The 24,541-nt window shown below is 57.0% G+C and carries 23 protein-coding genes; 15 read left to right on the top strand and 8 right to left on the bottom strand.

Translation table 11 applies throughout. The annotated features are described in order from the left end of the window. The first annotated feature begins 57 nt into the window (after window positions 1-57). On the top strand, window positions 58-1,083 hold the full coding sequence (locus tag V7665_RS00210; protein ID WP_335662525.1) for an aspartate-semialdehyde dehydrogenase: 1,026 nt from the start codon (window positions 58-60) through the stop codon (window positions 1,081-1,083). On the opposite strand, the gene V7665_RS00205 is transcribed toward V7665_RS00210, so the two are convergent. From V7665_RS00205 to V7665_RS00195, 3 genes are read right to left on the bottom strand one after another with little or no spacing between them, the layout of a single operon-like run. Beyond that, window positions 1,084-2,637, bottom strand: coding sequence for a DHA2 family efflux MFS transporter permease subunit (locus tag V7665_RS00205; RefSeq protein WP_335662524.1), 1,554 nt, complete (start codon window positions 2,635-2,637; stop codon window positions 1,084-1,086). It abuts the gene before it with no gap. Further along, complete coding sequence (locus V7665_RS00200; protein WP_335662523.1) at window positions 2,637-3,752, bottom strand: HlyD family secretion protein; 1,116 nt, start codon at window positions 3,750-3,752, stop codon at window positions 2,637-2,639. The genes V7665_RS00205 and V7665_RS00200 overlap by 1 nt, the downstream gene beginning before the upstream one ends. After that, window positions 3,752-4,204, bottom strand: coding sequence for a MarR family winged helix-turn-helix transcriptional regulator (locus tag V7665_RS00195; RefSeq protein ID WP_335662522.1), 453 nt, complete (start codon window positions 4,202-4,204; stop codon window positions 3,752-3,754). Before V7665_RS00195 ends, V7665_RS00200 begins: the two co-directional genes overlap by 1 nt. A gap of 81 nt (window positions 4,205-4,285) precedes the next feature. On the opposite strand from V7665_RS00195, the gene V7665_RS00190 reads away from it, so the two are divergent. The 4 genes from V7665_RS00190 (at window position 4,286) to V7665_RS00175 (ending at window position 8,303) form a co-directional block, all read left to right on the top strand. Continuing rightward, complete coding sequence (locus V7665_RS00190) at window positions 4,286-4,933, top strand: 2-hydroxychromene-2-carboxylate isomerase (RefSeq protein ID WP_335662521.1); 648 nt, start codon at window positions 4,286-4,288, stop codon at window positions 4,931-4,933. Window positions 4,934-5,106: 173 nt separating this feature from the next. Then, a complete protein-coding gene (locus V7665_RS00185; RefSeq protein ID WP_335662520.1) occupies window positions 5,107-5,871 on the top strand; it encodes an alpha/beta fold hydrolase in 765 nt (254 codons plus the stop codon). An 8-nt stretch (window positions 5,872-5,879) separates the two neighbouring features. Continuing rightward, window positions 5,880-6,407, top strand: a complete 528-nt coding sequence (locus tag V7665_RS00180) for a hypothetical protein (RefSeq protein WP_335662519.1) — start codon at window positions 5,880-5,882, stop codon at window positions 6,405-6,407. Between the two features lie 93 nt (window positions 6,408-6,500). Next, a complete protein-coding gene (locus V7665_RS00175; RefSeq protein ID WP_442955141.1) occupies window positions 6,501-8,303 on the top strand; it encodes a M2 family metallopeptidase in 1,803 nt (600 codons plus the stop codon). Between the two features lie 58 nt (window positions 8,304-8,361). Here V7665_RS00175 and V7665_RS00170 read toward each other — a convergent pair whose 3' ends face one another. Then, the gene (locus V7665_RS00170) at window positions 8,362-8,838 is read right to left on the bottom strand and encodes a peroxiredoxin (RefSeq protein WP_335662517.1); all 477 of its coding nucleotides are present in this window, start codon (window positions 8,836-8,838) and stop codon (window positions 8,362-8,364) included. A gap of 155 nt (window positions 8,839-8,993) precedes the next feature. Here V7665_RS00170 and V7665_RS00165 point away from each other — a divergent pair, with 155 nt between their 5' ends. Together V7665_RS00165 and ahcY are read left to right on the top strand one after the other, a co-directional pair. Then, window positions 8,994-9,554, top strand: coding sequence for a YqgE/AlgH family protein (locus tag V7665_RS00165; protein WP_335662516.1), 561 nt, complete (start codon window positions 8,994-8,996; stop codon window positions 9,552-9,554). Between the two features lie 157 nt (window positions 9,555-9,711). After that, a complete protein-coding gene (gene ahcY / locus V7665_RS00160) occupies window positions 9,712-11,124 on the top strand; it encodes an adenosylhomocysteinase (protein WP_335662515.1) in 1,413 nt (470 codons plus the stop codon). An 80-nt stretch (window positions 11,125-11,204) separates the two neighbouring features. On the opposite strand, the gene V7665_RS00155 is transcribed toward ahcY, so the two are convergent. Next, window positions 11,205-12,947, bottom strand: coding sequence for a lytic transglycosylase domain-containing protein (locus V7665_RS00155; RefSeq protein WP_335662514.1), 1,743 nt, complete (start codon window positions 12,945-12,947; stop codon window positions 11,205-11,207). Beyond that, entirely contained in the window at window positions 12,947-13,720 is a 774-nt protein-coding gene (locus tag V7665_RS00150) for a uracil-DNA glycosylase family protein (RefSeq protein ID WP_335662513.1), read from the bottom strand. Before V7665_RS00150 ends, V7665_RS00155 begins: the two co-directional genes overlap by 1 nt. 128 nt (window positions 13,721-13,848) lie before the next feature. Between V7665_RS00150 and V7665_RS00145 the strand changes: the two genes are divergently transcribed. Genes V7665_RS00145 through V7665_RS00110 form a run of 8 tightly spaced genes read left to right on the top strand, consistent with a single transcriptional unit; the run spans window position 13,849 to window position 23,554 of the window. Continuing rightward, window positions 13,849-15,504, top strand: coding sequence for an electron transfer flavoprotein-ubiquinone oxidoreductase (locus V7665_RS00145; protein ID WP_335662512.1), 1,656 nt, complete (start codon window positions 13,849-13,851; stop codon window positions 15,502-15,504). Then, window positions 15,473-17,161 carry a tetratricopeptide repeat protein gene (locus V7665_RS00140; RefSeq protein WP_335662511.1) on the top strand — a complete coding sequence of 563 codons (1,689 nt, stop codon included), beginning with the start codon at window positions 15,473-15,475 and terminating at the stop codon, window positions 17,159-17,161. The genes V7665_RS00145 and V7665_RS00140 overlap by 32 nt, the downstream gene beginning before the upstream one ends. After that, the gene (locus V7665_RS00135; protein ID WP_335662510.1) at window positions 17,161-18,015 is read left to right on the top strand and encodes a 4-(cytidine 5'-diphospho)-2-C-methyl-D-erythritol kinase; all 855 of its coding nucleotides are present in this window, start codon (window positions 17,161-17,163) and stop codon (window positions 18,013-18,015) included. Before V7665_RS00140 ends, V7665_RS00135 begins: the two co-directional genes overlap by 1 nt. After that, window positions 18,012-18,740, top strand: a complete 729-nt coding sequence (locus tag V7665_RS00130; RefSeq protein WP_335662509.1) for an N-formylglutamate amidohydrolase — start codon at window positions 18,012-18,014, stop codon at window positions 18,738-18,740. The genes V7665_RS00135 and V7665_RS00130 overlap by 4 nt, the downstream gene beginning before the upstream one ends. Window positions 18,741-18,791: 51 nt before the next feature. Further along, window positions 18,792-20,513, top strand: a complete 1,722-nt coding sequence (gene ilvD / locus V7665_RS00125) for a dihydroxy-acid dehydratase (RefSeq protein WP_335662508.1) — start codon at window positions 18,792-18,794, stop codon at window positions 20,511-20,513. Beyond that, entirely contained in the window at window positions 20,500-20,937 is a 438-nt protein-coding gene (locus tag V7665_RS00120) for a hypothetical protein (protein ID WP_335662507.1), read from the top strand. Before ilvD ends, V7665_RS00120 begins: the two co-directional genes overlap by 14 nt. An 8-nt stretch (window positions 20,938-20,945) precedes the next feature. Further along, entirely contained in the window at window positions 20,946-22,349 is a 1,404-nt protein-coding gene (locus V7665_RS00115) for an NAD(P)H-hydrate dehydratase (protein ID WP_335662506.1), read from the top strand. Then, window positions 22,346-23,554 carry a class I SAM-dependent RNA methyltransferase gene (locus V7665_RS00110; RefSeq protein ID WP_335662505.1) on the top strand — a complete coding sequence of 403 codons (1,209 nt, stop codon included), beginning with the start codon at window positions 22,346-22,348 and terminating at the stop codon, window positions 23,552-23,554. The genes V7665_RS00115 and V7665_RS00110 overlap by 4 nt, the downstream gene beginning before the upstream one ends. Before the next feature lie 44 nt (window positions 23,555-23,598). On the opposite strand, the gene V7665_RS00105 is transcribed toward V7665_RS00110, so the two are convergent. Then, window positions 23,599-24,030, bottom strand: a complete 432-nt coding sequence (locus V7665_RS00105) for an MAPEG family protein (RefSeq protein ID WP_335662504.1) — start codon at window positions 24,028-24,030, stop codon at window positions 23,599-23,601. Between the two features lie 45 nt (window positions 24,031-24,075). Then, on the bottom strand, window positions 24,076-24,507 hold the full coding sequence (locus tag V7665_RS00100) for an MAPEG family protein (protein ID WP_335662503.1): 432 nt from the start codon (window positions 24,505-24,507) through the stop codon (window positions 24,076-24,078). Between the last annotated feature and the right edge of the window lie 34 nt (window positions 24,508-24,541).

Raw genomic sequence — 24,541 nt, 5'->3', positions numbered from 1 at the left:
CCGGTTCTCCAAATCAGGAAAACCGGCTGTTTTACTATCAGCCACAGGAAAAGTTTCATGGGTTACAAAATTGTAGTTGTCGGTGCCACGGGCAATGTCGGGCGCGAAATGCTCAACGTTCTGGCCGAACGCGAATTTCCTTATGACGAGATCGCAGCGGTCGCGTCTTCGCGTTCGCACGGCAGCGAGATCGAGATTGGCGACACCGGCAAGATGCTCAAGGTGCAGAATATCGAGCATTTCGATTTTGCTGGCTGGGACATGGCTTTATTTGCTGCCGGTTCCGCCGCGACCAAGATATATGCACCCAAGGCCGCAGCCGCTGGCTGTGTGGTGATCGACAACAGCTCGCTCTACCGGATGGATCCGGACGTGCCGTTGATCGTGCCCGAAGTGAACCCCGAGGCGATCAGCGGCTATACCAAACGCAATATCATCGCCAACCCCAATTGCTCGACCGCGCAGATGGTCGTGGCGCTGAAACCGCTGCACGATGCGGCGAAGATCAAGCGCGTGGTTGTGTCCACCTACCAGTCGGTCTCCGGCGCTGGCAAGGGCGGCATGGACGAACTGTTCGAGCAATCCCGTGCGATTTTCGTCGGCGACCCCAAGGAAAACCACGTCTTCACCAAGCAGATCGCGTTCAACGTGATTCCGCATATCGACGTGTTTCTCGACGATGGTTCGACCAAGGAAGAATGGAAAATGGTCGTCGAGACCAAGAAGATTCTCGATCCCAAGATCAAGGTCACCGCAACCTGCGTCCGCGTGCCGGTCTTTGTCGGTCACAGCGAGTCGATCAATATCGAATTCGAAAATGAGCTGTCCGCATCGGATGCCCAGAAAATCCTGCGCGATGCGCCCGGCATCATGCTGATCGATAAGCGCGAAGACGAAGGCTATGTCACCCCGGTCGAATGCGTCGGCGATGGCGCCACCTTCATCAGCCGCGTGCGCGAAGACCCTACGGTCGAAAATGGCCTGAATATCTGGTGCGTCAGCGACAATCTCCGCAAGGGCGCAGCGCTCAATGCCGTGCAGATCGCCGAATTGCTGGGTCGGAAGCATTTGAAAAAAGGCTAGTCACTCCATCAATGGTCCGGCTTTTGCTCCCGGCTTGGGTTTCTGCAACAGCAATACCAGCGGGATGACGGCCAGCGTGACCCACATCATCGCCCAGAAATCATCGAGATAGGCGATCATCGCGGCCTGTTTGTTGATCAGCGCGTTGGCCATCACCATCGCCTGATCGCCAAGGCCCTGAAACCGGTCTGCGGTGCTGGCATCGATATTGTTGAACGTCGAGCCGGTGACGTGGGACGCCAGGTCATTGTGACTGGTCTGGATATTCTTGCCTAGCAGCGAGGATGCAATCGAGATACCGACAGACGCGCCGATACTGCGGAACAGGTTGAGCAGGCTCGAGCCATCGGTGCGCAATTGTGGCGACAGGGAAGCGAATGCCAGCGTGTTGAGCGGAATGAACACCAGTCCCATGCCTATCCCCTGAACCAGGCCGCTGACCACAAAGGGCCGCCAGTCCATCTCCATCGACCATTGGGTCATTTGCCACATGGAAAAGGCGGCAATCGAAAATCCGGTGCCGACCAGCAGCCGGGCATCGACTTTCCCCACCAGCCGGCCTGCCACAGCCATGCTGAGCAAAATGCCGACGCCGCGCGGCGCCAGCAGCAGGCCGGTATCGATCACCGGATAGCCGTACAGATTCTGCATCATTGGCGGCAGCAATGCCATGTTGGCGAACATCACGATGCCGATGACGATCATGAAGAACAAGCTCGTGGCAAAACTCCGGTTGGCCAGCATTTCTCTTGCGAATAATGCATTTTTAGCGGTCGCCATTTGCACCACGAAAATCCAGAATGCAGCGATAGCGATCGCCGCTTCAATGCGGATTTCCCAGCTGTCAAACCAGTCCAGCTGGGTGCCGCGATCGAGCAGCAGCTGCAAACTTCCCAGTCCGACGGCCAACGCCCAGAAGCCGAGATGATCGAATTTTCGTCGGAACACCGGTTTCCCCGGCAGCAGCACCCACAGCGCGGCAATGGTTGCTATGCCGATCGGGACATTGACGTAAAAGCACCAGCGCCAGCTATAATTTTCCGTTAGCCAGCCGCCAATGATAGGCCCCATGATCGGTCCGATCATGATCCCCATACCCCATATCGCCATGGCACGGGCGTGGCGCTCGGGCGGGTTGATATCCAGCATCACTGTCTGGGCCAGTGGCGCAATAAAGGCGCCGCTGATCCCTTGCAACACTCGAAAGGCAACCATTTCCTCAAGGCTTGTGGCCAGCCCGCAGAGCATGGAAGCCAGCACAAATCCGGTAACCGAAATCAGGAATAATTGGCGCGCGCCGATCCGGTCGGCCAGCCAGCCGGTGATCGGCATCGCGATTGCAGAGGCGATGATATAGCTGGTCAGCACCCAGGTCACTGTGTCCAGCGATGCGCCAAGACTGGTCTGCATGTGCGGCAGCGCCACATTGGCAATGGTAGAGTCGAGTATCTGGATGATCGAGGCGCCCATGACCGCCACAGTCAAAAGCGCGCGTTTTAATGGGGTAATGTCGATTTCTGGCGTGGAACCCGCGACAGCTGCGGCGGTCGCCATTATTTGCCCTTGGTGCGGATGTCGACGGTCACTTCGGATGACAGGCCGGCGATCAACGGGCGCGGCGATGCGTCGTCAATGGCAATTCTTACCGGCACGCGCTGCGTGACTTTGACCCAGTTGCCGGTTGCATTTTGCGCCGGCAATACCGAAAATTCGCTGCCGGTACCGGCACCGATGCTCTCGACATGGCCCTTCAGCTTTATGTCTGGATAGGCGTCAAAGGTGATCTTGGCGCGCTGACCGACTTGCATTTTTGCCAGAGCGGTTTCCTTGAAATTGGCTTCCACCCAGGTTTTCTTGTCCGAAACAATGGTCAGGGCAGGGAGGCCGCTGACCATCATCTGCCCGATCTGCAAACGGTCTGCCTGGGCAACCCGTCCGGAGGATGGCGCCCGCACGATCGTGCGGGACAGGTTCAGCTGCGCCTGCTCCCGCTGTACTTTCGCTGCGGCGATCGCCGGATTTTCGCCCGGCATTGAACGGGCATTGGCGGCGAAACTGTGCGCTTCGGCAGCGTCAGCCTGCGCCTGGCGCAGCTTCTCGCGCGCCTGTTCGACCGCATGCTGGGCGGCGTCAAAGTCGGCCTTGGTGGTGAAACCGCGTTGCATCAGTGCCTGTTGCCGCTCGAACGTGGCCTGGGCAAAGGCGATATCTTCGCGGGCGGCAGATATATCCACGCTGGTCCCCGCAGCGGTGGTGCGCAAGGCCTGGACCTGCACTTCCGCGCCCGCAATCGCGGCATTGGCCTGTGCCAGCGCGATTTCAAACGGGGCGGGATCTATCCTGAACAGGATGTCGCCTTCCTTTACCAGGTCATTTGCGCCGACATTGACCTCAATGATCCGGCCACCGACTTCGGCGGCAACCGAAACCCGGTCCTGCTGGACATAGGCATTGTCGGTCGACACGCTTTGCCCGCTGGTCAGCCAGAGATATCCCCCGACCGCAATCAGGGCCAGTGGTACAATCGCCATGACGATCCAGCGACCCCAGCGACGCTTGGGCTTGGCGGATGCGCTGTTGTCGGCATTTTTTATATCCTGATCATCTTCGGCCAGGCTATCCGACGAATCATATTGGTCGGATATATCTTTGGATTTTAGCATGTCCATCAGGCCGCCTGTTCCGGTTGTTTTGCATCAGATGCCTTGCGCGACAAATTCTGGCGCATGCGTTCGACGAGATTTGCTAGCTGCTCTCGTTCATCGGCGTTCAGGCCTTCCTGGGCAGAATCGGCGAGTAGCGCCGAAGCGGCTCTCATTTCATCAATCAATGGCCATGATTTCGCTTCGAGATAGAGGCACCAGGCCCGCCGGTCGTCCGGATCGCGGCGACGACTGAGCATTCCTGCATCGGCAAGCCGGTCGATCATTCGTGAGAGGGTGATTGGTTCGACCTCGAGAAATTCCGCCAGTTTGATCTGGTTGGTTCCCTCGTTGCGGGCCAGATAGGCCAGCAGCCGCCATTGCAGCGCCGTCACGCCGCTGTGCCGCATACGCTCGTTCAGTTCTCGCCGGAACAGCCGCGCGGTGTCGTGAATCAGAAATCCGATAGCTTCGCTCATAAGTGGATATATAATAGCAATGCTTACTAATCACAATCACTATGTGCTTGCGAAGATTGCAATCGGAGTTACGATATAGAAATGACATTACAAGCAGACGTCTATTGGTCCTTCCGTTCTCCCTACAGCTATCTGGCGACTCGTCGCTATGTCGCGCTGACGCAGAAATATGATCTGCGGATCAATCAGCGCTTCGTTTATCCGCTGGCGATCCGGGAACCGGACTTTTTCGAAAAAAACCATCCCAATTGGCTCGGCTATACGTTCCGCGACATGTTTCGCGTGGCGCAGCATATGGGCATCCCGATGGCACCGCCCAATCCCGATCCGATCGTGCAGGATATGAAGACCCGCAAGATTGCCGATGAGCAGCCCTATATTTTTGAGCTGACCCGGATGGGACAGGCGGCTTCGCGCCGCGGCAAGGGGCTGGAATTTGCCAATGAAGTGTCGCAACTGATCTGGGGTGGCACCGCAGGCTGGCATGAGGGTGATCATCTTGCCAGTGCCGCGGTCCGGGCAGGATTGAACCTGAAGGAGTTGCGCGCCGAGGCCAAATCTCAAGCCGAAGAGCTGGACGCGGAAATTGCCGACAATCAGAAGGCTCTCGAAGCCGCTGGCCACTGGGGCGTGCCGACTCTGGTGTTCGAAGGCGAACCGTTTTTCGGCCAGGACCGGATCGAACTGGCGGTCTGGCGGATGCAGCAAAAGGGTCTTGTCGAGCGCTAGATTTTTGAGGCTTTCCTGCACCAGCGAGACACGTTAGGCTGGACTTGATGGTCCGCATTATTGCTTGATCGAAACCAGCCTTTCGAAGCGCCAGAAACGGATGGATATGGTCTTCTCCGAAATGCCATCCTTGGCCCTGACTTTGACTAACTTTGGATCATGAGAGCGGATTGATGACTTTAAAAAACTGGGACTTTTCATCCTTTGACGGGGTGAAGCTCAAAATTCATGAAATGGGTGAGGGCAAAGACGGGCAACATCCGGTGATCCTGCTCCACGGTCTATTCTCCAATGCCCACACCAACTGGATCAAATTCGGCCATGCCCAGCTGCTGGCCGACGCAGGGTTCTGGGTGATCATGCCCGACCTGCGCGCCCATGGTGACAGCGCGGCTCCACATGATCCTGCCGCCTATCCCGATGATGTGCTGGTTAAGGACATTGAGGCGCTGATCGCGCATCTGCAATTGTCCGACTATGATCTGGGCGGCTTCTCGCTCGGCGCCCGGACGACGGCGCGGCTGCTGGTGACCGGCGCCAAGCCGGGCAAGGCGATACTCGCCGGCATGGGGCTGGAAGGCCTGGCCGGATGGCAACGGCGGCAGGAATTTTTCCAGGAGGCGATCCGGCTCAAGGATAGCGCCAGGCGGGGCGACCCGCACTGGCTGGCGATCCAGTTCATGAAGAGCCAGAAGGTCGATCCGGTTGCCGCATCCTGTCTGCTCAGGACATTCTCTGATTTGGAACCGGAGGCATTGGCGGTTATAGACACGCCGACATTGGTGCTCTGCGGATCGGAAGATCGTGATAACGGGGATCCGGTGAAACTGGCTGGACTATTGTCCGGAGGGCGGCATGTCGCGATCCCGGGAACCCATATGAGCAGTGTCACCAACGCGGAACTGGGTCAGGAAATGCTGCGCTTTCTGGTCGGATAGGAGGAACGATGCCGAAACTCTATAGCTGGCGCAATTTCTGGATATTCTGGGGCGGCGGGATGGCGCTGTTTGTCTATCTGATCATTTCGGGCGGGGCGCTGGAGACCATCGTCGCTCCCAATGGCATACTCGATCATCAGGGCGCTGCAACGGCGGAAAGGGTAAATGCCATTCAGCAAAGCTGGACTGCTGCAGGTGTGCTGGACATCGCCCGTTGGGGCATGATCGCAGACCTTGTGTTCATCACCCTCTATATGTCGGGCGGCATCATCGGCGGACGGCTGATCTGGCAGCGAGGAAAATCGCCCGCGCTCAAGAAACTCGGCCTGCTATGCGTGCTGTCATATTTCCTCTTTGGCTTGTCCGATTATGTCGAAACCCTCTGCCAGCTGGTCCAGCTCGTCCGCGAACAGGGTAGTGATATATTCGCGGCAACAGCAGCACTGGCGAAACCGGTCAAAACCATCAGCTGGATCGTCGGTACCGTTGCCATGATCGCCGCGCTTGTCTGGAGATGGAGCGAAACGCGGGCTTGACCGGCAGGCAATAAAGTTTCAATTTCAACCAAAGTCAAAACAGTTGAGGATCACCATATGAAAACCGCCGCTTCGATCGTCGCAATCGCCACCATGGCTCTGACAACACCGGCATCGGCCAAACATCATGAAAATGATGCGATGGAAGCAACCGTTGCCCCGACAGCGGCAGATGCAAAGCAATTTGTCGATGAAACCGAGCAGCAGCTGTTCGACTTCTCGATCGACGCCGGACGGATCTACTGGATCAATTCCAACTTCATCACCGATGATACCGATGCCTTGGCCGCCAAGGTCGGCGCCGAGGGAACAACGATGTCGGTCCAGGCAGCTATTGACGCGGCCCGGTTCAACGATGTTGCCGGACTCGATGCCGTCACCAGGCGCAAGCTGGACAAATTGCGCGGCGGAATCGTGCTCCCGGCACCAACCACAGCGGGTGCTTCGACCGAACTGAACGAGATCGCGACCAAGCTGAACTCGGCTTACGGCAAGGGCAAGGGCACGCTGAACGGCGAGGAAATAAACGGCTCCGACATTGAGGCGGCGATGGGCACCAATCGCAATCCCGACGAACTGTCCGAAATGTGGGAAAGCTGGCACGATAATGTCGGCGCGCCGATGAAGGACGATTATGCCCGCATGGTCGAAATCGCCAATGAAGGCGCCAAGGAGCTCGGCTTTGCCGATGTCGGCGCGATGTGGCGCTCCGGCTATGATATGCCGGCCGACGATTTCGCCAAACTGACCGACAAATTATGGGCGCAGGTCAAGCCGCTTTATGACCAGCTCCATTGTTACACCCGCGAAAAGCTCAACGAAAAATATGGCGACGAAGTGCAGCCTGCGACGGGACCAATCCGCGCCGACCTGCTCGGCAATATGTGGGCGCAGGAATGGGGCAATATCTATGATATCGTCGCACCGGCAGGGGCCGGCGACATCGGCTTCGATACGACCGAACTGCTGACGGCGAAAGATTATGACGCGATGAAGATGGTCAAGGCCGGCGAAGGCTTCTTCTCCTCGCTCGGCTTCGCCCCGCTTCCCGAAACCTTCTGGCAAAGATCCCTGTTCACCAAGCCTGCCGACCGCGAAGTGGTCTGCCACGCCAGCGCCTGGGATATCGACAACAAGGATGATGTCCGGATCAAGATGTGCATCAAGGTCAATGGTGACGATTTCACCACCATCCATCACGAGCTAGGCCACAATTATTATCAGCGCGCCTATAACAAGCAGAGCTATCTGCATCTGGATGGCGCCAATGACGGTTTCCATGAAGCGATTGGTGATGCCATCGCCTTGTCGATCACGCCGGAATATCTGGTGCAGGTCGGCTTGCTCGACGCCGACAAGGTACCGAGCGCGGACAAGGATGTCGGCCTGTTACTCCGTCAGGCGATGGACAAGGTCGCGTTCCTGCCCTTCAGCCTGCTGGTCGACAAATGGCGCTGGGGTGTGTTCCAGGGCGATATCAAGCCGGCGGACTATACGACCGCGTGGCATGACCTGAAGCTGCAATATCAGGGCATCACGCCGCCGGTTGAGCGGCCCGCCGATGCTTTTGACCCCGGCGCAAAATATCACATCCCGGGCAACACGCCTTATTCGCGCTATTTCCTCGCCCGGATACTGCAATTCCAGTTCTACAAGGCCGCCTGCGATGCCGCCGGCTGGAAAGGACCGCTGCACCGCTGTTCCTTCTACGGCAACAAGCAGGTCGGCGCGAAGCTGAACGCGATGCTGGAAATGGGCGCTTCCAAACCCTGGCCCGACGCGCTCGAAGCCTTTACCGGAACCCGCGAAATGGATGGCTCAGCCATGATCAGCTATTTTGCGCCACTGATGGACTGGCTGAAGGAAGAAAATAAGGGCAAGTCCTGCGGATGGTAGCCACTAAAAAGCCGGCGGAACACTGGGTTTCCGCCGGCCTTTATTCTTTGGATTTGGATTAAAGCTGGTCGAGCATATATTCCGCAGCACTGACCTTGAAGTCGCCCGGTGCTTCGACGTTCAATTCTTCGACAACGCCGTCATTGACGATCATCGAGAAACGCTGGCCACGTGTTCCTAGGCCAAAGCCGGAACCATCCATGGTCAGGCCAACTGCCTGGGCAAATTCGCCATTGCCGTCAGCCAGCATGGTGACATCTTCCGAACCGGATGCATCGTTCCATGCACCCATTACGAACGCGTCATTCACGGCGGTGCAGGCAATTTCATCAACGCCCTTGGCCTTGAGTTCGGCGGCTTTTTCGACATAGCCGGGAAGATGCTTCGCCGAGCAGGTCGGTGTGAAAGCGCCGGGAACGGAAAAGAGCGCCACTTTCTTGCCGGCGAAATATTCGCTGGAGCTGACTTGCTCTGGGCCTGCTGCGGTCGCCTTGACCAGTTTCACTTCGGGAATCTTGTCGCCTTTTTTAATCATATCTTGCTCCTGGTTTTGATTGGGCTGAGAAAGCCTGCCTCTGTAGCTGATAGTGGTGACGGGCAGATGAAATTGCAAGCTGGCAAAGCTGCCAGACACAAGACTAGTGAAATTTGCCATGGGCAGTTGATATTTGCATCGCTATGCAGGCGTCTATGCATGATCCCGTTTTCTTCTCCGGACAATTCCTCCTCGCCACCCCAGGAATGGCGGACTCCCGTTTTGCGCGATCGGTGGTGGCAATCTGTTCCCATGACGAAAATGGGGCTTTGGGCATCAACATCGGTAAAACGGTCGAGGGAGTCAGTTTTCACGATATTCTCAAACAGTTCGACATCGACACGACCGACGCGCCCGACTGCGAGGTATTTCTGGGCGGCCCGATGGAAACGCAGCGCGGTTTCATCATCCACAGTCTCGACATCAACATGTCGGATACGCTGCAGGTCGGCGACTGCTGGGGGCTCAGCAGCTCGATCGATATGCTGAACGCAATAGCCCAGGGTCGTGGTCCGGAAAAATGGATCATTGCACTCGGCTATTCCGGATGGGGTGGCGGACAGCTGGAAAGCGAATTGACCCAGAATGGCTGGACCATCGCCAAAGGGTCTCCAGATTGGCTGTACGAAACCGATTCTGGCGACAAATGGCTGATGGCCTGGGAAGCTCTGGGTATCGATCCGAAGAAGCTGTCCAGCGGATTTGGCAGCGCCTGACCTTCTGATTATTACGACCTGCGGCGCACCAGACTCACAAAATTTCAAATATAAAGACATCTTTATATTTGCTTCCAAGCCGACAAGCCGCTATTATAAGGTCATGTTGTCGCATCGGATCGCCCGTGCGGCATTTCGTTTTTCAAGGAGACATGAAGTGGCCACCGCAGCGGATACCGCAACCCAGGATTATGTTATCAAGGACATTTCACTCGCCGATTTCGGTCGGAAAGAAATTGAAATAGCTGAAACTGAAATGCCGGGCCTGATGGCTTTGCGTGAAGAATTTGGCGCAGACAAGCCTTTGAAAGGTGCCCGGATCACTGGTTCGCTGCACATGACCATTCAAACGGCTGTGTTGATTGAAACCCTGCTCGACCTTGGCGCGGAAGTGCGTTGGGCATCCTGCAATATTTTCTCGACCCAGGACCATGCCGCAGCGGCTATCGCAGCTGGCGGAACCCCGGTTTTCGCAATCAAGGGCGAAACGCTTGAAGAATATTGGTCTTATGTTGAGCGTATTTTTGACTGGGGCACCGATGAGACCTGCAACCTGATTCTGGACGATGGCGGCGATGCCACCATGTTCGCACTTTGGGGTGCTCGGGTTGAAGCCGGTGAAGAATTGTTCACACCAGACAATGAAGAAGAAGAAGTCTTCGTCGCTACCCTGACCCGCTTTCTGGCAGAACGGCCTGGTTACCTGACCAAAACTGTTGCCAGCATCAAGGGCGTTTCGGAAGAAACCACCACTGGCGTTCACCGTCTTTACGAACTGGCCAAAATCGGCAAGCTTCCTTTCCCGGCGATCAACGTCAACGACAGTGTGACCAAGTCCAAATTTGACAATCTCTACGGTTGTAAAGAGTCACTGGTCGACGCGATCCGTCGCGCCACCGACGTCATGCTGGCCGGCAAGGTCGCGGTTGTCGCCGGCTTCGGCGATGTCGGCAAGGGCTCGGCCCAGTCGCTCCGCAACGGCGGCGCCCGCGTGCTGGTAACCGAAATCGACCCGATTTGCGCGCTTCAGGCAGCCATGGAAGGCTTCGAAGTCGTGACCATGGACGAGGGCACCAAACGGGGCGACATTTTCGTCACCACCACCGGCAACAAGGATGTGATCACCGTTGATCACATGCGCGCCATGAAGGATCGGGCGATTGTCTGTAACATCGGTCACTTTGACAGCGAGATTCAGATCAGCGCCCTCAAGAACATGCAATGGACCGAGATCAAGCCGCAGGTTGATGAAGTGAAATTCCCGGACGGCAAGAAGCTGATCATTCTGGCACAGGGCCGTCTGGTGAACCTGGGCTGTGCAACCGGTCACCCAAGCTTCGTGATGTCGGCAAGCTTCACCAATCAGGTGCTGGCGCAGATCGAATTGTGGTTGCGTCCCGAGCAATATGAAAATGATGTCTATGTTCTGCCCAAGCATCTCGACGAGAAAGTCGCTGAACTGCATCTGGCCAAGCTCGGCGTAAAACTGGACAAGCTGAGCCAGGAACAGGCTGACTATATCGGCGTGCCGACTGAAGGCCCGTTCAAACCGGACCATTATCGCTACTAGGCTGATAAATATTTATGAATAAAAAAGCCGGGCGGTGCACAAAGCACCGCCCGGCTTTTTCACGTCAGCGGTGGCTAGCGTCAGCGCGACGTGAACTGCGTTTTTCTTTTGTCCGGATGCCCTGGAAATTTTGGCCATTGATTTTGCGACAATGCGCGCGCGCTGACCGACTGGATACCGGCCTGTTTTTCATACATCCAGTAGTTGCGCAGGATGATCGAGACATATCCGCGGGTCTCGACATAGGGGATGCTTTCCATGAACAATAGCGGATCGTCATTGTCCTTTATTTCCGTGTTCCAGCGCTGCACGGCGCCCGGTCCGGCATTATAGGCTGCTGCGATCTTTGGCAGCTTGCCGCCGGTAATCGATGATTTGTCGAGATATTCGAGATAGGACTGACCATATTCCAGATTGGTCGAAGGCCGGAGCAGATCGGCTTCGGTGAAATTCACGCCATTGGCCCTGGCGATATCTCCGGCTGTTCCCGGACGCACCTGCATCAATCCGATCGCGTTGGCCGGGCTCACGACCTGGCTACGAAAGGCGGATTCCTGCAACGTATGCGCATATATGAGCGCCGGATCGACTCGCCAACCGCCGTCAGGCTTCCATTTTGGCGCAGGAAAACGGGCTTGCACATCCGGCGCCATGCCGCGCGGCGCATTATGGGCGAGCCACAGCTGGGTTCGCGGCAAATCCAGTTCGCGGGCGAGTTTGATCAGGGCAGGGTGATCGCTGCTTTCTCCGATCGTCGCCTGATGCCTAAGCACTTCATCCGCCAGCTGTTCTTCGCCAATTTCAACCAGGGCGATGGCAGCGCGGACATTTTCATGACGTTGGAGCGCGTGCCAATCCGATTTTTCGAATGATTCGGCGGTATCCGATTTGTCCGGCTCCATGCCCAGCGTTTGCGCGGCAAGCATGCCGTAAAAGCTGTCATTGAGACGCGCGGCCGCCTGTAATTTGCCTTGTACTTTTTCCGGCTGGCCACATTTGAGATCAGAACGCGCGCTCCAGTAGAGACCGGCGGCTTGCAGGTCGACATTGGCGGCCGACCGGCCGACTGTCTCAAAAGCGGTGCTGGCAGACTGGCAATCGTTCAGGCGCCATGCGGCCAGTCCAGCGACCCAATTGGCATGACCAACCCATTCGCCTGCACCCTTTTGGGCTAGCCGTGCCAGGCGCAAGGCGGAAGCGTCGTCATTCTCGATATAATAAGACCAGGCAATCCTTTGCTCCAGTTCCGTACGTCCTTCAGACGTCATGTCCATGACGCTCGCGCTGAGCAATCCTTCTGCGCCTTGCGGATTGTCCGTCTTGATAAATTCAATAATCTGGCCGCGCACGCCATTTGCCGTGCTGTCGGAATCCACATCTTTTGGCTTTGACCGAATCGGCGAGCCGGGCACCCAGGACAGGTTGCGTCGTTGCGGCAGATTGGGCAGCAACTGAGCGCCGCGTTTCTGGGCCAATCGGCCCAATTGGGCGGCTTGCGGTATTTGCGGTGCCTCATTCACCAAAGTCAGCAATGGCCCGAGTTCGGCCCTTGGGCTATTCGCCGCCAGAAAATATTCCGCCTGCGCGATCGATTTGAGCGGCCCGGTCGGTGCCGTGTCCATCAGGTTTTTCGCAACATCCCAATGATTGGTGCTCATTGCCGAGAACAGGGCGCGATAATGGTCCGATTGCTGCTGCTTCAGCTGTGACGGCACATATTGGGCGATCGAGGCGCTGTTGTAGAGAACCGCCCCATCATCGGCGAGCGCCGGCGTTGCAACAAGAGCGAGAAGCGATGCGGTGAGTGCAAATTTCAGTTTCACTAGGTAGAAATCCTTGTCAGCATTTGCAGATCTTTCCAAGATTCGGCCTTGAAAAACGGCCGTTCGATCAGAATCCGCGGATGAAATGTTACGATCGCCTCTGTTTTTGATGCACTATCGTTAATAAATTGCTTATTTTTGCGCGCTGTAAGCAGATCCTGCCCAAATATGATTTTTGCAGCCATGTCGCCGAAGCAGATTACGCGTTTCGGACGAACCAGCCCGATGTGATGCAAAAGCCGTTTTTTGAGCGTCGGCCAATGTTGCTCGTCAATCCGGCCATCCACGGGAACCGATACGGTGATGTTCGCCAGATAGGATTGCTGCGAATCACATCCGATCGCGGCCAACATCTTTTCCAGCAGCTTCTGATTGTCCGTATTGAACAGCTGGACACCGCCATTCCGGTTTTTTTCGGGGAGCGCGGAAACAACCATGACCTCCGGTTCCAGATCACCCTGTGGCGATACTCTATGCTTCGACCAGCTGGCTTCGATCAGACCATTGTCCTTTGCCAGCCAATCGAGAAAATCCGGATAAGCGGCAGGTAGCGGTTCATCCTGTGTCGGAAATTTGGCCTGCTCCAGCACGCGTTCCGTAACGACTACCGTCGGCGACGCTGCTTTCGCCGGAGCAACAGTTTCAATAGCCAAAAGCGCCGCGGGTTGATCGGCATAATCCAGTTCGACACCAGCCAGCGACCACCAGTCTTGCAGGCTGTGGATCATCGACTCTGCGGATGCTTTTGTCGTCGGAGAGGAAATTAAATTCATTCCTGCATAGAGTCATGAGTTGACGAATAGGTCAATTGGCGGGAAAGCAGGTTTCTGCCCAGCGGGTTGCGGTTTACGACAGACCGAATGTACAAGAGAATAAAAGCAAGAATTGTAGGAAAAACGAGATGAGCGAACGAGAGTCAATGCCGTATGATCTGGTGATAGTCGGGGGTGGTCCCGCCGGTCTCAGCGCAGCGATAAGGTTCAAGCAACTGGCTGACGAAGCAGGCAAGGACCTCTCCGTATGCATATTGGAAAAAGGCTCCGAAATCGGCGCGCATATTCTATCCGGTGCGGTCATCGATCCCAAGGCTCTGGACGAATTGCTTCCGGCATGGCGGGATGAGGACTGTCCGCTGGCAAAAACGCCGGTGACCGAAAATCATCACTGGATTCTCACGAAAAACAAGAAATTCTCGATACCACATTTCGTGACGCCTTCGTTCATGCACAACAAGGGAACCTATACCGGCTCGCTTGGCAATCTGTGTCGCTGGCTGGGCGAACGGGCCGAGAATATGGGGATCGAGATTTTCCCCGGCTTTGCCGCTGCGGAAATTTTATACAATGATGACGGATCGGTAAAGGGCGTCGCCACCGGCGATATGGGCGTTGCCCGTGATGGCAGCCACAAGCCGGATTACGAGCCGGGTCTCGAACTGCATGCGAAATACACGTTCTTCGCCGAGGGCGCCCATGGCCATCTCACCAAGATATTGAAAAGGCAGTTTGCGCTGACCGCAGACAGTCAGCCACAAATCTACGGTCTCGGCATCAAGGAGCTTTGGGACATTGACCCTGCCAAGCACAAGCCGGGCCGCGTCATCCACTCGCAAGGCTGGCCGCTCAGCGAGGGCGCCAACGGCGGTGGCTTCATTTATCACCAGGCCGATAATCAGGTTGCGCTCGGTTTTGTCACCTGGCTGAACTATGAAAACCCCTATCTCTCGCCGTTCGAAGAAATGCAGCGGTGGAAACAACATCCCGAAATTCGCAAGATATTGGAAGGCGGCAAGCGCGTTTCTTATGGTGCGCGAGCGATCAATGACGGCGGTTTTCAGGCCGTACCGAAACTGTTCTTCCCCGGCGGCGCGCTGATCGGCTGTTCTGCCGGTTTCGTGAATGTTCCGCGGATCAAGGGCACACATACCGCAATGAAGACCGGTATGATGGCCGCAGAAGCCGCGTTTGAAGCGATAGTGGCTGAACGCACAAGCGACGAACTGAGCGCTTACGGAACCGCCTATGAGAATAGCTGGGTGCGTGAAGAATTGCGCGTGGTTCGCAATGTCCTGCCAGCGGTCGAGAAATATGGTGATTTCCTCGGCACCATTCTCTCCGGAATGAATATGTGGGCAGAGCATCTCAAGATCAAAATGCCGTTCACGATGAAATTGCACCCCGACTGGTCGCGGCTGAAACGGGCGGAACATTGCGAGAAGATCGTATATCCCAAGCCCGATGGGAAAATTACTTTTGATCGCCTGTCTTCGGTATTCCTGTCGAACACCAATCACGAAGAAGACCAGCCGGTGCATCTGCAACTGAAAGATCCGAATATTCCGGTTGATGTCAATCTTCCGGTCTTTGCCGGACCTTCGGCACGCTATTGCCCGGCCGGTGTTTACGAATTTATCGAAGACGAAGCCGGCAAGCCGAAATTCCAGATCAACGCACAAAATTGCGTTCATTGTAAAACCTGTGATATCAAGGACCCGTCCCAGAATATCAATTGGGTCGTACCGGAAGGTGGCGGAGGTCCAAATTATCCGAATATGTAACATTGGTTTAAGCGCGCTGCTTGTCGCCGGACTGGCCGCTTCACCGGCGCAGGCCAACCGCGGCGACAGTGCAGCGGCCCTGAACCGTTTTGTCGAGGCCCGGCTTGCTGAATCATCTGATGAACCGCATGCCGCTGCCACGATCTATGGCGAGAGCCTGAAAGAGCAGCCGGACAATGAGATGCTGGCGGGGAAAGCTTATGTCAGCGCCATTGAGGTTGGTGATTTTGATCTGGCGGTGAAAGCCGCCCGGATCATGCTGCTGCGCGGCAAGGCCGATCCGGAAATGCCGCTGTTGCTCTATGCCTCGGCCTTCGCGCAGCGCGACTGGAACGGCGCCGATCTGGCGATTGTCGAACTGGAAGCGCTCAAGAATTTTGCCTTCCTGCAACCGTTTCTGGAGGCTTGGCTGGCAACCGCAAGAGGTCGGGATGCCACCGCCGCCCTTTCGCAGGCACAGACCAGTGCGACCGCCAAATATTATCTGGAAGAGCATCTGATATTGAACCTGCTGGCGAACCGGCAGGAAAGTGAAGCGCTCGTTCTGCTGACCGGGCTTGTCGAGCGCAACGAACCCCGCATGGCGCCGTTACGCATATTGGCGGCTCAGCATTTCTGGGCGAAGAATGACGCGGAAACGGCAAGGCAAATCTTGAAGTTTCAGTCGTCGGGAGCAGAGCAAAGATTGCATCAGCAGATTGACGCTGATCAGCAACAGGGCGTTGGGCAAAAGGTCACACCATCCATTGGGCTGGCATTTCTGTTTCAAAGATTGTCGAGCGATGTCGCGGTGCAGCGGGCCGAATTTCTGTCCCAGGTCCTGGCACAGGCCAGCACGCGGATCGCCGACAAATCAGATTATGCGCATCTGACGCTTGGACGAGCCTATGCAACCGCCGACAGCCATGATCTGGCGGTGGCAGAATATGCTCAGATCGGTCGTGAAAGCCCATATTATCTGATCGGGCTGAGTTCGGAGATCGCCAGTCTTGTCGCCAATAGTCACTATGATCAGGCGATTGCGCGGCTGGACACGGCCTTGGAATATAATCCGGATGCTCCCGAACTATACATATTGAAGGGCCAGTCCCTGCAAGCGCAGGGCGAAAACGGAGCGGCGGCCAGCGCTTTTGAATCGGCCGTCAAACTGGCCGAGAAGCTGGAACGACCAGACGCACTGATGGCCAATTACTGGCTCGCGCTGGGCGGTGCCCAGGAACAGGCCGGGATATGGCCTGCAGGCCTGCAATCGCTGCAAAAAGCCAATGCATTGCTGCCCAATTCGCCGACCATTCTGAACTATCTTGGTTACGCCCAACTCGAACGCCGGGAAAATGAGGAAGCAGCCGTCGCCGCGATCAAGCAAGCATATGATTTGCGTTCTGATTCGCCGGCTATCACCGATTCCCTTGGCTGGGCCTATTTCATCACCGGCGACCATCAACGTGCCGTGACCTATTTGGAAAGCGCGCTTGAAGGCCAGCCGCAGGATCCGACGATCAATGAACATCTCGGTGATGCCTATTGGACTGTTGGCCGTCTCTATGAAGCGCGCTATGCTTGGAAATCGGCAAAATTATTCGCAGAAGGTGAGGATATGCAGCGTCTCGCCAGTAAAATAGACCTGGGTCTCCGGCCCGACCTTATATCGCCCTGATGTCCGATCCAGTTTTGGGCGCGACCAACAGCGAAATCGCCTATGCAAAATTGAATCTGGCGCTCCATGTCCGCAAGCGACTGCCAAATGGCTATCATGATATTGAAACGATATTCGCCTTTGTCGATTCTGGCGATCTGATTGCGGTTCAGCCGGGTGATGACGTGACTATGGCAATAAGCGGTCCCTTCGCGGAGGGACTCAGCAACACCGACAATCTTGTGCTGCAAGCGGCCAAACGGCTTGCCGACATATCCAATGTGAAGCTTGGTGCCCGCCTCCATCTGGACAAGCGACTGCCGGTCGCATCGGGCATTGGCGGAGGCTCGGCCGATGCTGCAGCAACGCTGCGCTTGCTTAACCGGTTCTGGGGGCTGGATCTTTCGATTGCCGAACTGGCGGATGTCGCGGGGCCGCTGGGTGCCGATCTTCCCGCCTGTGTGGTCAGCCAGACCTGTCGCGGCACCGGCATTGGTCATGACCTGACCCGCATTCCCGATGATGATTTGCGCGGCTGCACCGCACTGCTGATCAATCCGCGGGTTCCGGTGTCAACGGCGGACATATTCGCCGCCTGGGATGGTGTCGATCGCGGCGCTCTGGCAAGCGGGCCAGTCATCCCGGCGGCGCAAAATGGCAGAAACGATCTGCAGAAACCGGCCGTCGCGCTGGTGCCGATATTGACCGATGTGCTGCAATTGCTGGAAGATCGCCAGCCGATCATCGCCCGGATGTCCGGGTCTGGCGCGACCTGTTTTGCCTTGTTTGACAGTCTGGCGGCGGCCAAAAATGCCGAGCAGCACTGTCTGCAGGCGATGGACGGGATATGGACGTTGATAGGAAAAATTCGATGACCGAAGCTTTTGAAATATCCGGTATTCCCTCGGCAGGCGGCGTGCTGATCGTGGTCGATCATGCCTCCAGCCATGTGCCTGACGATATCGATCTGGGCATTTCGCCGCAATATCGGGAGGATCATATCGCCTTTGATCCGGGCATTGCGCCAATTGCCCGGTTGATGACGGAGAAAAGCGGCTATCTGGCGGTTCTCAGCACCAATTCCCGGCTGATTGTTGATCTCAACCGCTATCCCGATGAAGCAGCGGTTATCGTCGAACGCAGCGACGGCGTCGAAATTCCGGGCAATCATCTGTCCGCCGAGGACCGGCAAGCGAGACTGGATCGTTTCTTTACCCCCTATCACGACCGGGTCGCGGCATTGATTGCGGACTTGAAGCCAGCCCTGGTTGCTTCGCTGCACAGCTTTTCACCGACGCTCCGTTCCAACCCGCAGCTGGAACGACCGTGGGATATGGGCATCATGTATAATGAATATCAGACGGCCTCCCGCATGGCGCTCCAGTTTCTGGGCGAAGAGGCGGAATTGCGTGTCGGCGATCAGCAGCCCTATTCGGGCAAGGATCTGAACGCGACGATGAACCGCCAGTGCGAAGCGATCGGCCAGCCCTATATCGGTGTCGAGGTCCGGCAGGATCTGATCCGGACAGAGGCAGGACAACGGCATTTTGCTGATATTTTATTGCGTAGTTGCGATAAAATAAGAACGGCTCTTGCTTAACCGCCAGAGTTTTGGAAGGACGATCCGGAAATTGCGATATTGGAACCCAGAATGAGTGATAGATTTGACAAGTCCCGTTTGCCGAGCCGCCACGTCAGTGTCGGACCGGAGCGCGCCCCCCAGCGCAGCTATTATTATGCGATGGGAATGACCGAAGAGGATATCGCAAAACCCTTCGTCGGCATCGCCTCGGCGGGTAATGACAGCGCGCCCTGCAATACCTTGCTTGATGGCCAGGCCGATATGGCGCGCGAAGGTGTGATCGAGGCCGGCGGCACGCCGCGGCGGTTCAATACTATCACGGTCACCGATGGCATTGCCATGGGCCATCAGGGCATGAAAGCCTCGCTGGTTTCGCGCGAAGTCATCGCCGACAGCGTCGAGCTGAGCGTCCGTGGCCACTGTTATGACGCGGTCATCGGCTATGCTGGCTGCGACAAGAGCCTGCCCGGCATGATGATGGCGATGCTGCGACTCAATGTGCCGTCGATCTTCGTTTATGGCGGCTCGATTCTTCCGGGACGGTTCCACGGCAAGGACGTAACCGTTGTCGACGTGTTCGAGGCGGTCGGGCAGCATAGCGCCGGCAATTGCCCGTTGCAGGAACTGATCGAACTGGAAAAAGTCGCCTGTCCGGGCCACGGTGCCTGTGGTGGTCAATTTACCGCCAACACCATGGCCTGTGTCGCCGAAGCGATCGGCCTGTCGCTGCCGAACAGCAACATGGCACCAGCACCTTATGAAACCCGTGACGATATGGCCCGGGCAGCCGGCCGTCAGATCATGAATCTGATCGAGCTCAATTTGCGCCCCCGCGATATCTGCACCAGAGACGCGTTCATCAACGCCGCACGGGTGGTCGCGGCCACCGGCGGATCGACCAACGCCGCCCTGCATCTGCCAGCGATGGCCAGCGAAGCCGGGATCGAATTCGATCTGTTTGATGTCGCCGAAATTTTCAAGACCACACCCTATCTGGCCGATCTCAAACCGGGCGGCAAATATGTCGCCAAGGACATGCACGACGCCGGCGGTGTCTATATGCTGATGAAGACGATGATGGATAACGGCCTGATCAAGGGTGACTGTATCACCGTGACCGGCAAAACCCTGGGCGAGAATATCGACGAAGTCGTCTGGAACCCGGATCAGAAGGTCATCTATGATGTCCAGCATGCGATTACCCCTACCGGCGGCGTTGTCGGTCTGCGCGGCTCGCTGGCGCCAGAGGGTGCGATCGTCAAGGTGGCCGGCATGGCGCGCCTGCAATTTCGCGGCCCGGCGCAGGTGTTTGAATGCGAGGAAGATGCCTTTGCTGCCGTCGAAAAGCGCCAGATCAAGGAAGGCGCGGTCGTCGTCATTCGCAACGAAGGACCAAAGGGCGGTCCCGGCATGCGCGAAATGCTGGCAACCACCGCTGCGCTCTACGGTCAGGGCATGGGGGAAAAGGTCGCGCTGATCACCGACGGCCGTTTCTCCGGTGCAACCCGGGGATTCTGTATCGGTCATGTTGGTCCGGAAGCCGCCGATGGCGGACCGATCGGTCTGATCGAAGAAGGCGACATGATCAATATCGATGCCGAAGCGGGCATCATCGATCTGGAAGTCGATGAAACCGTGCTGGCAGAGCGCCGGAAAAAATTCGTGCAGCGCGAAACCGATTATGGTTCCGGGGCGTTGTGGCGCTATGCGCAAAATGTCGGACCGGCCTATCAGGGGGCGGTCACCCATCCCGGAGCCAAGGCAGAAAAACATGTCTATGCGGATATCTAAAATCGTCGGCCTGACCCTGTTGCTGACCGCCTGCGAGAACCGGCCAGACAATGCCGTGCTTGCGGAAGCGGAACAGCGGGCAGCGGATCAGGCGGGCGATGACGGGAAAATAAAATGTGCGATCAATGGCGATAGCGACTTCACCCGGGACTGTTTCACCGAACGGTTGAGCGGCGAGGGCAGGGAGACGATGATCATTCGTCACCCCGATGGCGGATTTCGCCGGTTCAACGTGCTGACCGACGGCCGCGGCCTGGAAGCTGCCGATGGTTTTGATCAGGCGAAAATATCGATCGTCGAGGATGGCCAGATTTTGGTCAGCGTTGGTCCCGACAGATATCTGCTGCCAGCGCAGATCAAACCCGACGCGAAAGCCGACATTGCTCCCGCAGCCAGCAAAGACCCGGCGCAAGCCGGAAACTAGAGGCGCGCTTGCTCAACCAGGGCCATATATTGACCGCCGCTGAAATGCAGCAGGCGGAACAGGCTTTGATCGACAAGGGCGTGTCGGTTCAGGAATTGATGCGTCTGGCCGGGCAGGGCGCTGCGCAAATGATCTGGCGGATTGCTTGCGATTTGCCGACACTGGTGCTGTGCGGTCCGGGCAATAATGGCGGGGACGGCTATGTCATCGCCCAGTGGCTGCTCGAAAAGGGCGTCGATGTCTGTGTCGCGGCGCCGCTCGAACCGAAGACCGATGCGGCGCAACATGCAAAATCACTGTGGCGCGGAAAAACGATCGCTCTGGCAGAGGCGCAGCCCGCTGCGCAATTTGTCGATTGTCTCTTTGGCACCGGATTGGCCCGCGCTGTTGGCGATGAATGGTTCGGTCATTTTTCCCGTCTGGCAGCAGGTGCAAAGCGGCGCGTGGCTATCGATCTGCCAAGCGGCGTCGAATCCGATCACGGTACCTGTCTCAACGATATTCCCGGATTTGACATGACCATCGCTCTGGGGGCTTTCAAACCATCCCATTTTCTGGAACCGGCGCGATCGAAAATGGGGCATCTGGTCGGGATCGATATCGGCATCACAGCAGCAAGCAATCTGGGGATTCTCCCGAAGCCCCGGCTTTCCGGCCCGACATCGCAAGATCATAAATATAGCCGGGGTCTGGTTGCCGTCGTGGCTGGCGCGATGCATGGCGCGGCGCAACTCACGGCGATGGCGGCCCAGAAATCGGGCGCAGGCTATGTCAAGATTTTTGCCTCCCCGGGCTTTGCAGCGCCGCATCCCAGTATCGTAGTGGAGACGGTGCACGACGATGCCGAGCTCCAGCAAAAACTGGCAGACAGCCGCATTTCGGCCATTGTCATCGGTCCCGGTCTGGGCCGCGATGACCGGGCGAAAGACTTGTTGAACGCCACGCTTGCCGCCAATGCGCCGCTGCTACTGGATGCTGATGCGCTCACGGTTGCGGGACCGCAATTTACCGATCTTGTGAAAACGCGCTCGGCAGAGACGATTGCAACGCCACATGCCGGAGAATTTGCCGGCCTGATGGCGGACTCCCTGCAATATAGACTCGATGACGGCCGCCAACTGGCCGAGCAATCGCAATGCAATATTTTGCTGAAAGGCTCAGATACCATCATCGTCCGCCCCGACGGCAAGGCATCGATATCGGCGCTATCCTGTCTATGGCTGTCGACAGCAGGGACCGGTGACATATTGGCAGGGATCATCGCAAGTCGCTTGGCAACGGGCATCAGTGGTTATAAGGCGGCGTGCGAGGGCCAATGGCTGCACAGCCGGGCCGCACATCTGGCTGGCCCAGCTTTCACGCCGGAAATGCTTATCGACCAGCTCCCCGCCACATTGCAGGAATGTTTATGACCGCGACTCCCGATCCCGACCTGATCATTCGCGTGGCTGCGAAGGGCGATGGTGTGACCTCGGATGGTCGCCATGTCGCCTTTTCCGCTCCGCTGGACCGGCTCAATGAAGACGGCGGCCTGATCAACGGGCCGCATCATGTTGAGGCCCCTTGCCAGCATTTCCAGTCTTGCGGCGGCTGCAGCCTGCAGCATCTCGACGCAGAGAGCTATACCCAGTTCCTCACCGACCGGGTCGCCTATGCACTGGAAGGTCAGGGGCTGGCGGCAGAATTGCTGCACCCGCCTCAGGTCTCCCAGCCAAAAACCCGAATCCGCGCCAGTCTGAGCGCGGCCAAGCTCGGCGATCAATTCCGGCTCGGATTCAGCAGCGCCGGCAGCCACCGGATCGTCGATCTCCAGCAATGCGAGATCATGGCACCCGAACTGTTCGATCTTCTGGCACCCTTGCGGGCATTTCTGAAAAAGACGTCTCGTCGCAAGCATGACATGAATATCGAAATGACGCTGGTCGATCAGGGGATTGACCTGCTGATCAGCAATTATGAGCCAGAGGGGCTGGAGCAGCGCGAGGCCTTGTCCACCTTTGCCAAGGCCAATGGCCTGGCGCGCCTGTCCGTCGATGGCGGCTATGGCCCGGAAACCCAGTGGGAACCCGAACCGCTGACGGTCACTTTCAGCGGCACTACCGTCGCTTTCCCGCATAGCGCCTTTTTGCAACCGACACGCGATGGCCAGCAGGTGCTGGTTGCGGCGATGCTGAAAGCGGTTGGCGACGCGCGGCTTGTCGCGGATCTGTTTGCCGGTCTAGGAACATTCACCCTGGCGCTTGGCGAGGATCAGAAAGTCTATGCTGCGGAAGGCGCCCGCGACACCATGGGCGCGCTAAAAATGGCAGCCAATCATTCCACCCGGCAGATATTCTGCGAGCATCGCGATCTTTTCCGGCGGCCACTGAGCGTCGAGGAACTCAACCGTTTTGATGCCGTGATTCTCGATCCACCCCGGGCCGGCGCACGCGAACAGATCCTGCAGCTGGCGCAATCCGATGTCGCAAAAATCTGCTATATCAGCTGCAATCCGGCCAGTTTTGCACGGGATGCAAAGCAGCTTTGTGACGCCGGATACAAGCTCCGGCAAGTCTGGCCGGTTGGGCAGTTTCTATGGTCTACCCACGTCGAGCTTGTTTCCAGCTTCACCCGTTAGTCAGGGGCCGACGCCGAATATATTCAGCGTCAGGCGCCCCGTGACTAATGGAATACCGCCAGCGCCGCGTGGATCGCCAAGGCGATAATGCACAGGCTCGACAGGGCGAAAACCGCAAACCGGAAGAGCACGCGGTTGACCGTGACCTGGATCAGGCTGTGCAGGACTCGCAAGCCAACATAGATCCAGGCGATGGTCACGTTCAGACCAAAATCTTGCCCGGAAAAGATCAAAACGACACAAATCGCGTAAAAAAGCGTCGGTTCGGTCAATAAATGGTTATAATTATGCGCCTTCCACTGCACTTCCGGCGGCAGCAATTCATCGAGATTGCCGCCTGTGCCGCCGACCAGATTGGCAGTGTCGATTTTGGCCTTGTTCATCGCCGGAATCCGCGTGACATACATCCACAGCCAGATCAGCATCGTCCACAAGATCAGCGCAACCATCGGCTGCAGCATTGGACTATTTTCCATGTGATTTCTCCCCCTATATTATTGTAAACTTGGTAAATTATGCTGCTAGAAAAGCGTGGCCCACAGGGCGTTTATCGCCATGATCAACAGGCAGATGGTCGAGGCGATGAACAGCAGAAAGCGGACATTGACCATGTTGACGGTTGCCTGCCAGATACTGTGAATGATCCGGATGATCACATAGCCCCAGGCGAGATAGAGGTTCAGGCCATGGCCCGCATCGGCAAGCGCGAGGATCACGACTGTGGCATAAAACAGCGTCGGCTGTTCCATCAAATGGGTGTAATTATGGGATTTCCAGTTCACCTTGTCGGGGATCACGCCTTCCAGGTCGCTCCCCCGACCGCCGGGCGGGGCCTTGCCAAGGTCCGCTCCGGTTTTTGCCATAGCCGGAAATCTTGTGCCCGCCATCCAGAACAGCATGATGAGCGACCACAGGACCAGCAAAGATGCCGGTGCCAATATTGCAGTATCCATGATCGTGTTTCTCCCAAAACTCGTTGGGAAACTG

The organism is Parasphingorhabdus sp., assembly GCF_036964675.1.
Classification (GTDB): Bacteria; Pseudomonadota; Alphaproteobacteria; order Sphingomonadales; family Sphingomonadaceae; genus Parasphingorhabdus.
Note: the sequence above shows the minus strand (reverse complement) of the source record. Positions and strands in the feature narration are given on the sequence as shown.

Coding starts and splice junctions, on each gene's coding strand:
- V7665_RS00210 (WP_335662525.1), top strand. CDS start 58: ATGGGTTACAAAATTGTAGTTGTCGGTGCCACGGGCAATGTCGGGCGC.
- V7665_RS00205 (WP_335662524.1), bottom strand. CDS start 2,637: ATGGCGACCGCCGCAGCTGTCGCGGGTTCCACGCCAGAAATCGACATT.
- V7665_RS00200 (WP_335662523.1), bottom strand. CDS start 3,752: ATGGACATGCTAAAATCCAAAGATATATCCGACCAATATGATTCGTCG.
- V7665_RS00195 (WP_335662522.1), bottom strand. CDS start 4,204: ATGAGCGAAGCTATCGGATTTCTGATTCACGACACCGCGCGGCTGTTC.
- V7665_RS00190 (WP_335662521.1), top strand. CDS start 4,286: ATGACATTACAAGCAGACGTCTATTGGTCCTTCCGTTCTCCCTACAGC.
- V7665_RS00185 (WP_335662520.1), top strand. CDS start 5,107: ATGACTTTAAAAAACTGGGACTTTTCATCCTTTGACGGGGTGAAGCTC.
- V7665_RS00180 (WP_335662519.1), top strand. CDS start 5,880: ATGCCGAAACTCTATAGCTGGCGCAATTTCTGGATATTCTGGGGCGGC.
- V7665_RS00175 (WP_442955141.1), top strand. CDS start 6,501: ATGGCTCTGACAACACCGGCATCGGCCAAACATCATGAAAATGATGCG.
- V7665_RS00170 (WP_335662517.1), bottom strand. CDS start 8,838: ATGATTAAAAAAGGCGACAAGATTCCCGAAGTGAAACTGGTCAAGGCG.
- V7665_RS00165 (WP_335662516.1), top strand. CDS start 8,994: ATGCATGATCCCGTTTTCTTCTCCGGACAATTCCTCCTCGCCACCCCA.
- V7665_RS00150 (WP_335662513.1), bottom strand. CDS start 13,720: ATGAATTTAATTTCCTCTCCGACGACAAAAGCATCCGCAGAGTCGATG.
- V7665_RS00145 (WP_335662512.1), top strand. CDS start 13,849: ATGAGCGAACGAGAGTCAATGCCGTATGATCTGGTGATAGTCGGGGGT.
- V7665_RS00135 (WP_335662510.1), top strand. CDS start 17,161: ATGTCCGATCCAGTTTTGGGCGCGACCAACAGCGAAATCGCCTATGCA.
- V7665_RS00130 (WP_335662509.1), top strand. CDS start 18,012: ATGACCGAAGCTTTTGAAATATCCGGTATTCCCTCGGCAGGCGGCGTG.
- ilvD (WP_335662508.1), top strand. CDS start 18,792: ATGAGTGATAGATTTGACAAGTCCCGTTTGCCGAGCCGCCACGTCAGT.
- V7665_RS00120 (WP_335662507.1), top strand. CDS start 20,500: ATGCGGATATCTAAAATCGTCGGCCTGACCCTGTTGCTGACCGCCTGC.
- V7665_RS00110 (WP_335662505.1), top strand. CDS start 22,346: ATGACCGCGACTCCCGATCCCGACCTGATCATTCGCGTGGCTGCGAAG.
- V7665_RS00105 (WP_335662504.1), bottom strand. CDS start 24,030: ATGGAAAATAGTCCAATGCTGCAGCCGATGGTTGCGCTGATCTTGTGG.
- V7665_RS00100 (WP_335662503.1), bottom strand. CDS start 24,507: ATGGATACTGCAATATTGGCACCGGCATCTTTGCTGGTCCTGTGGTCG.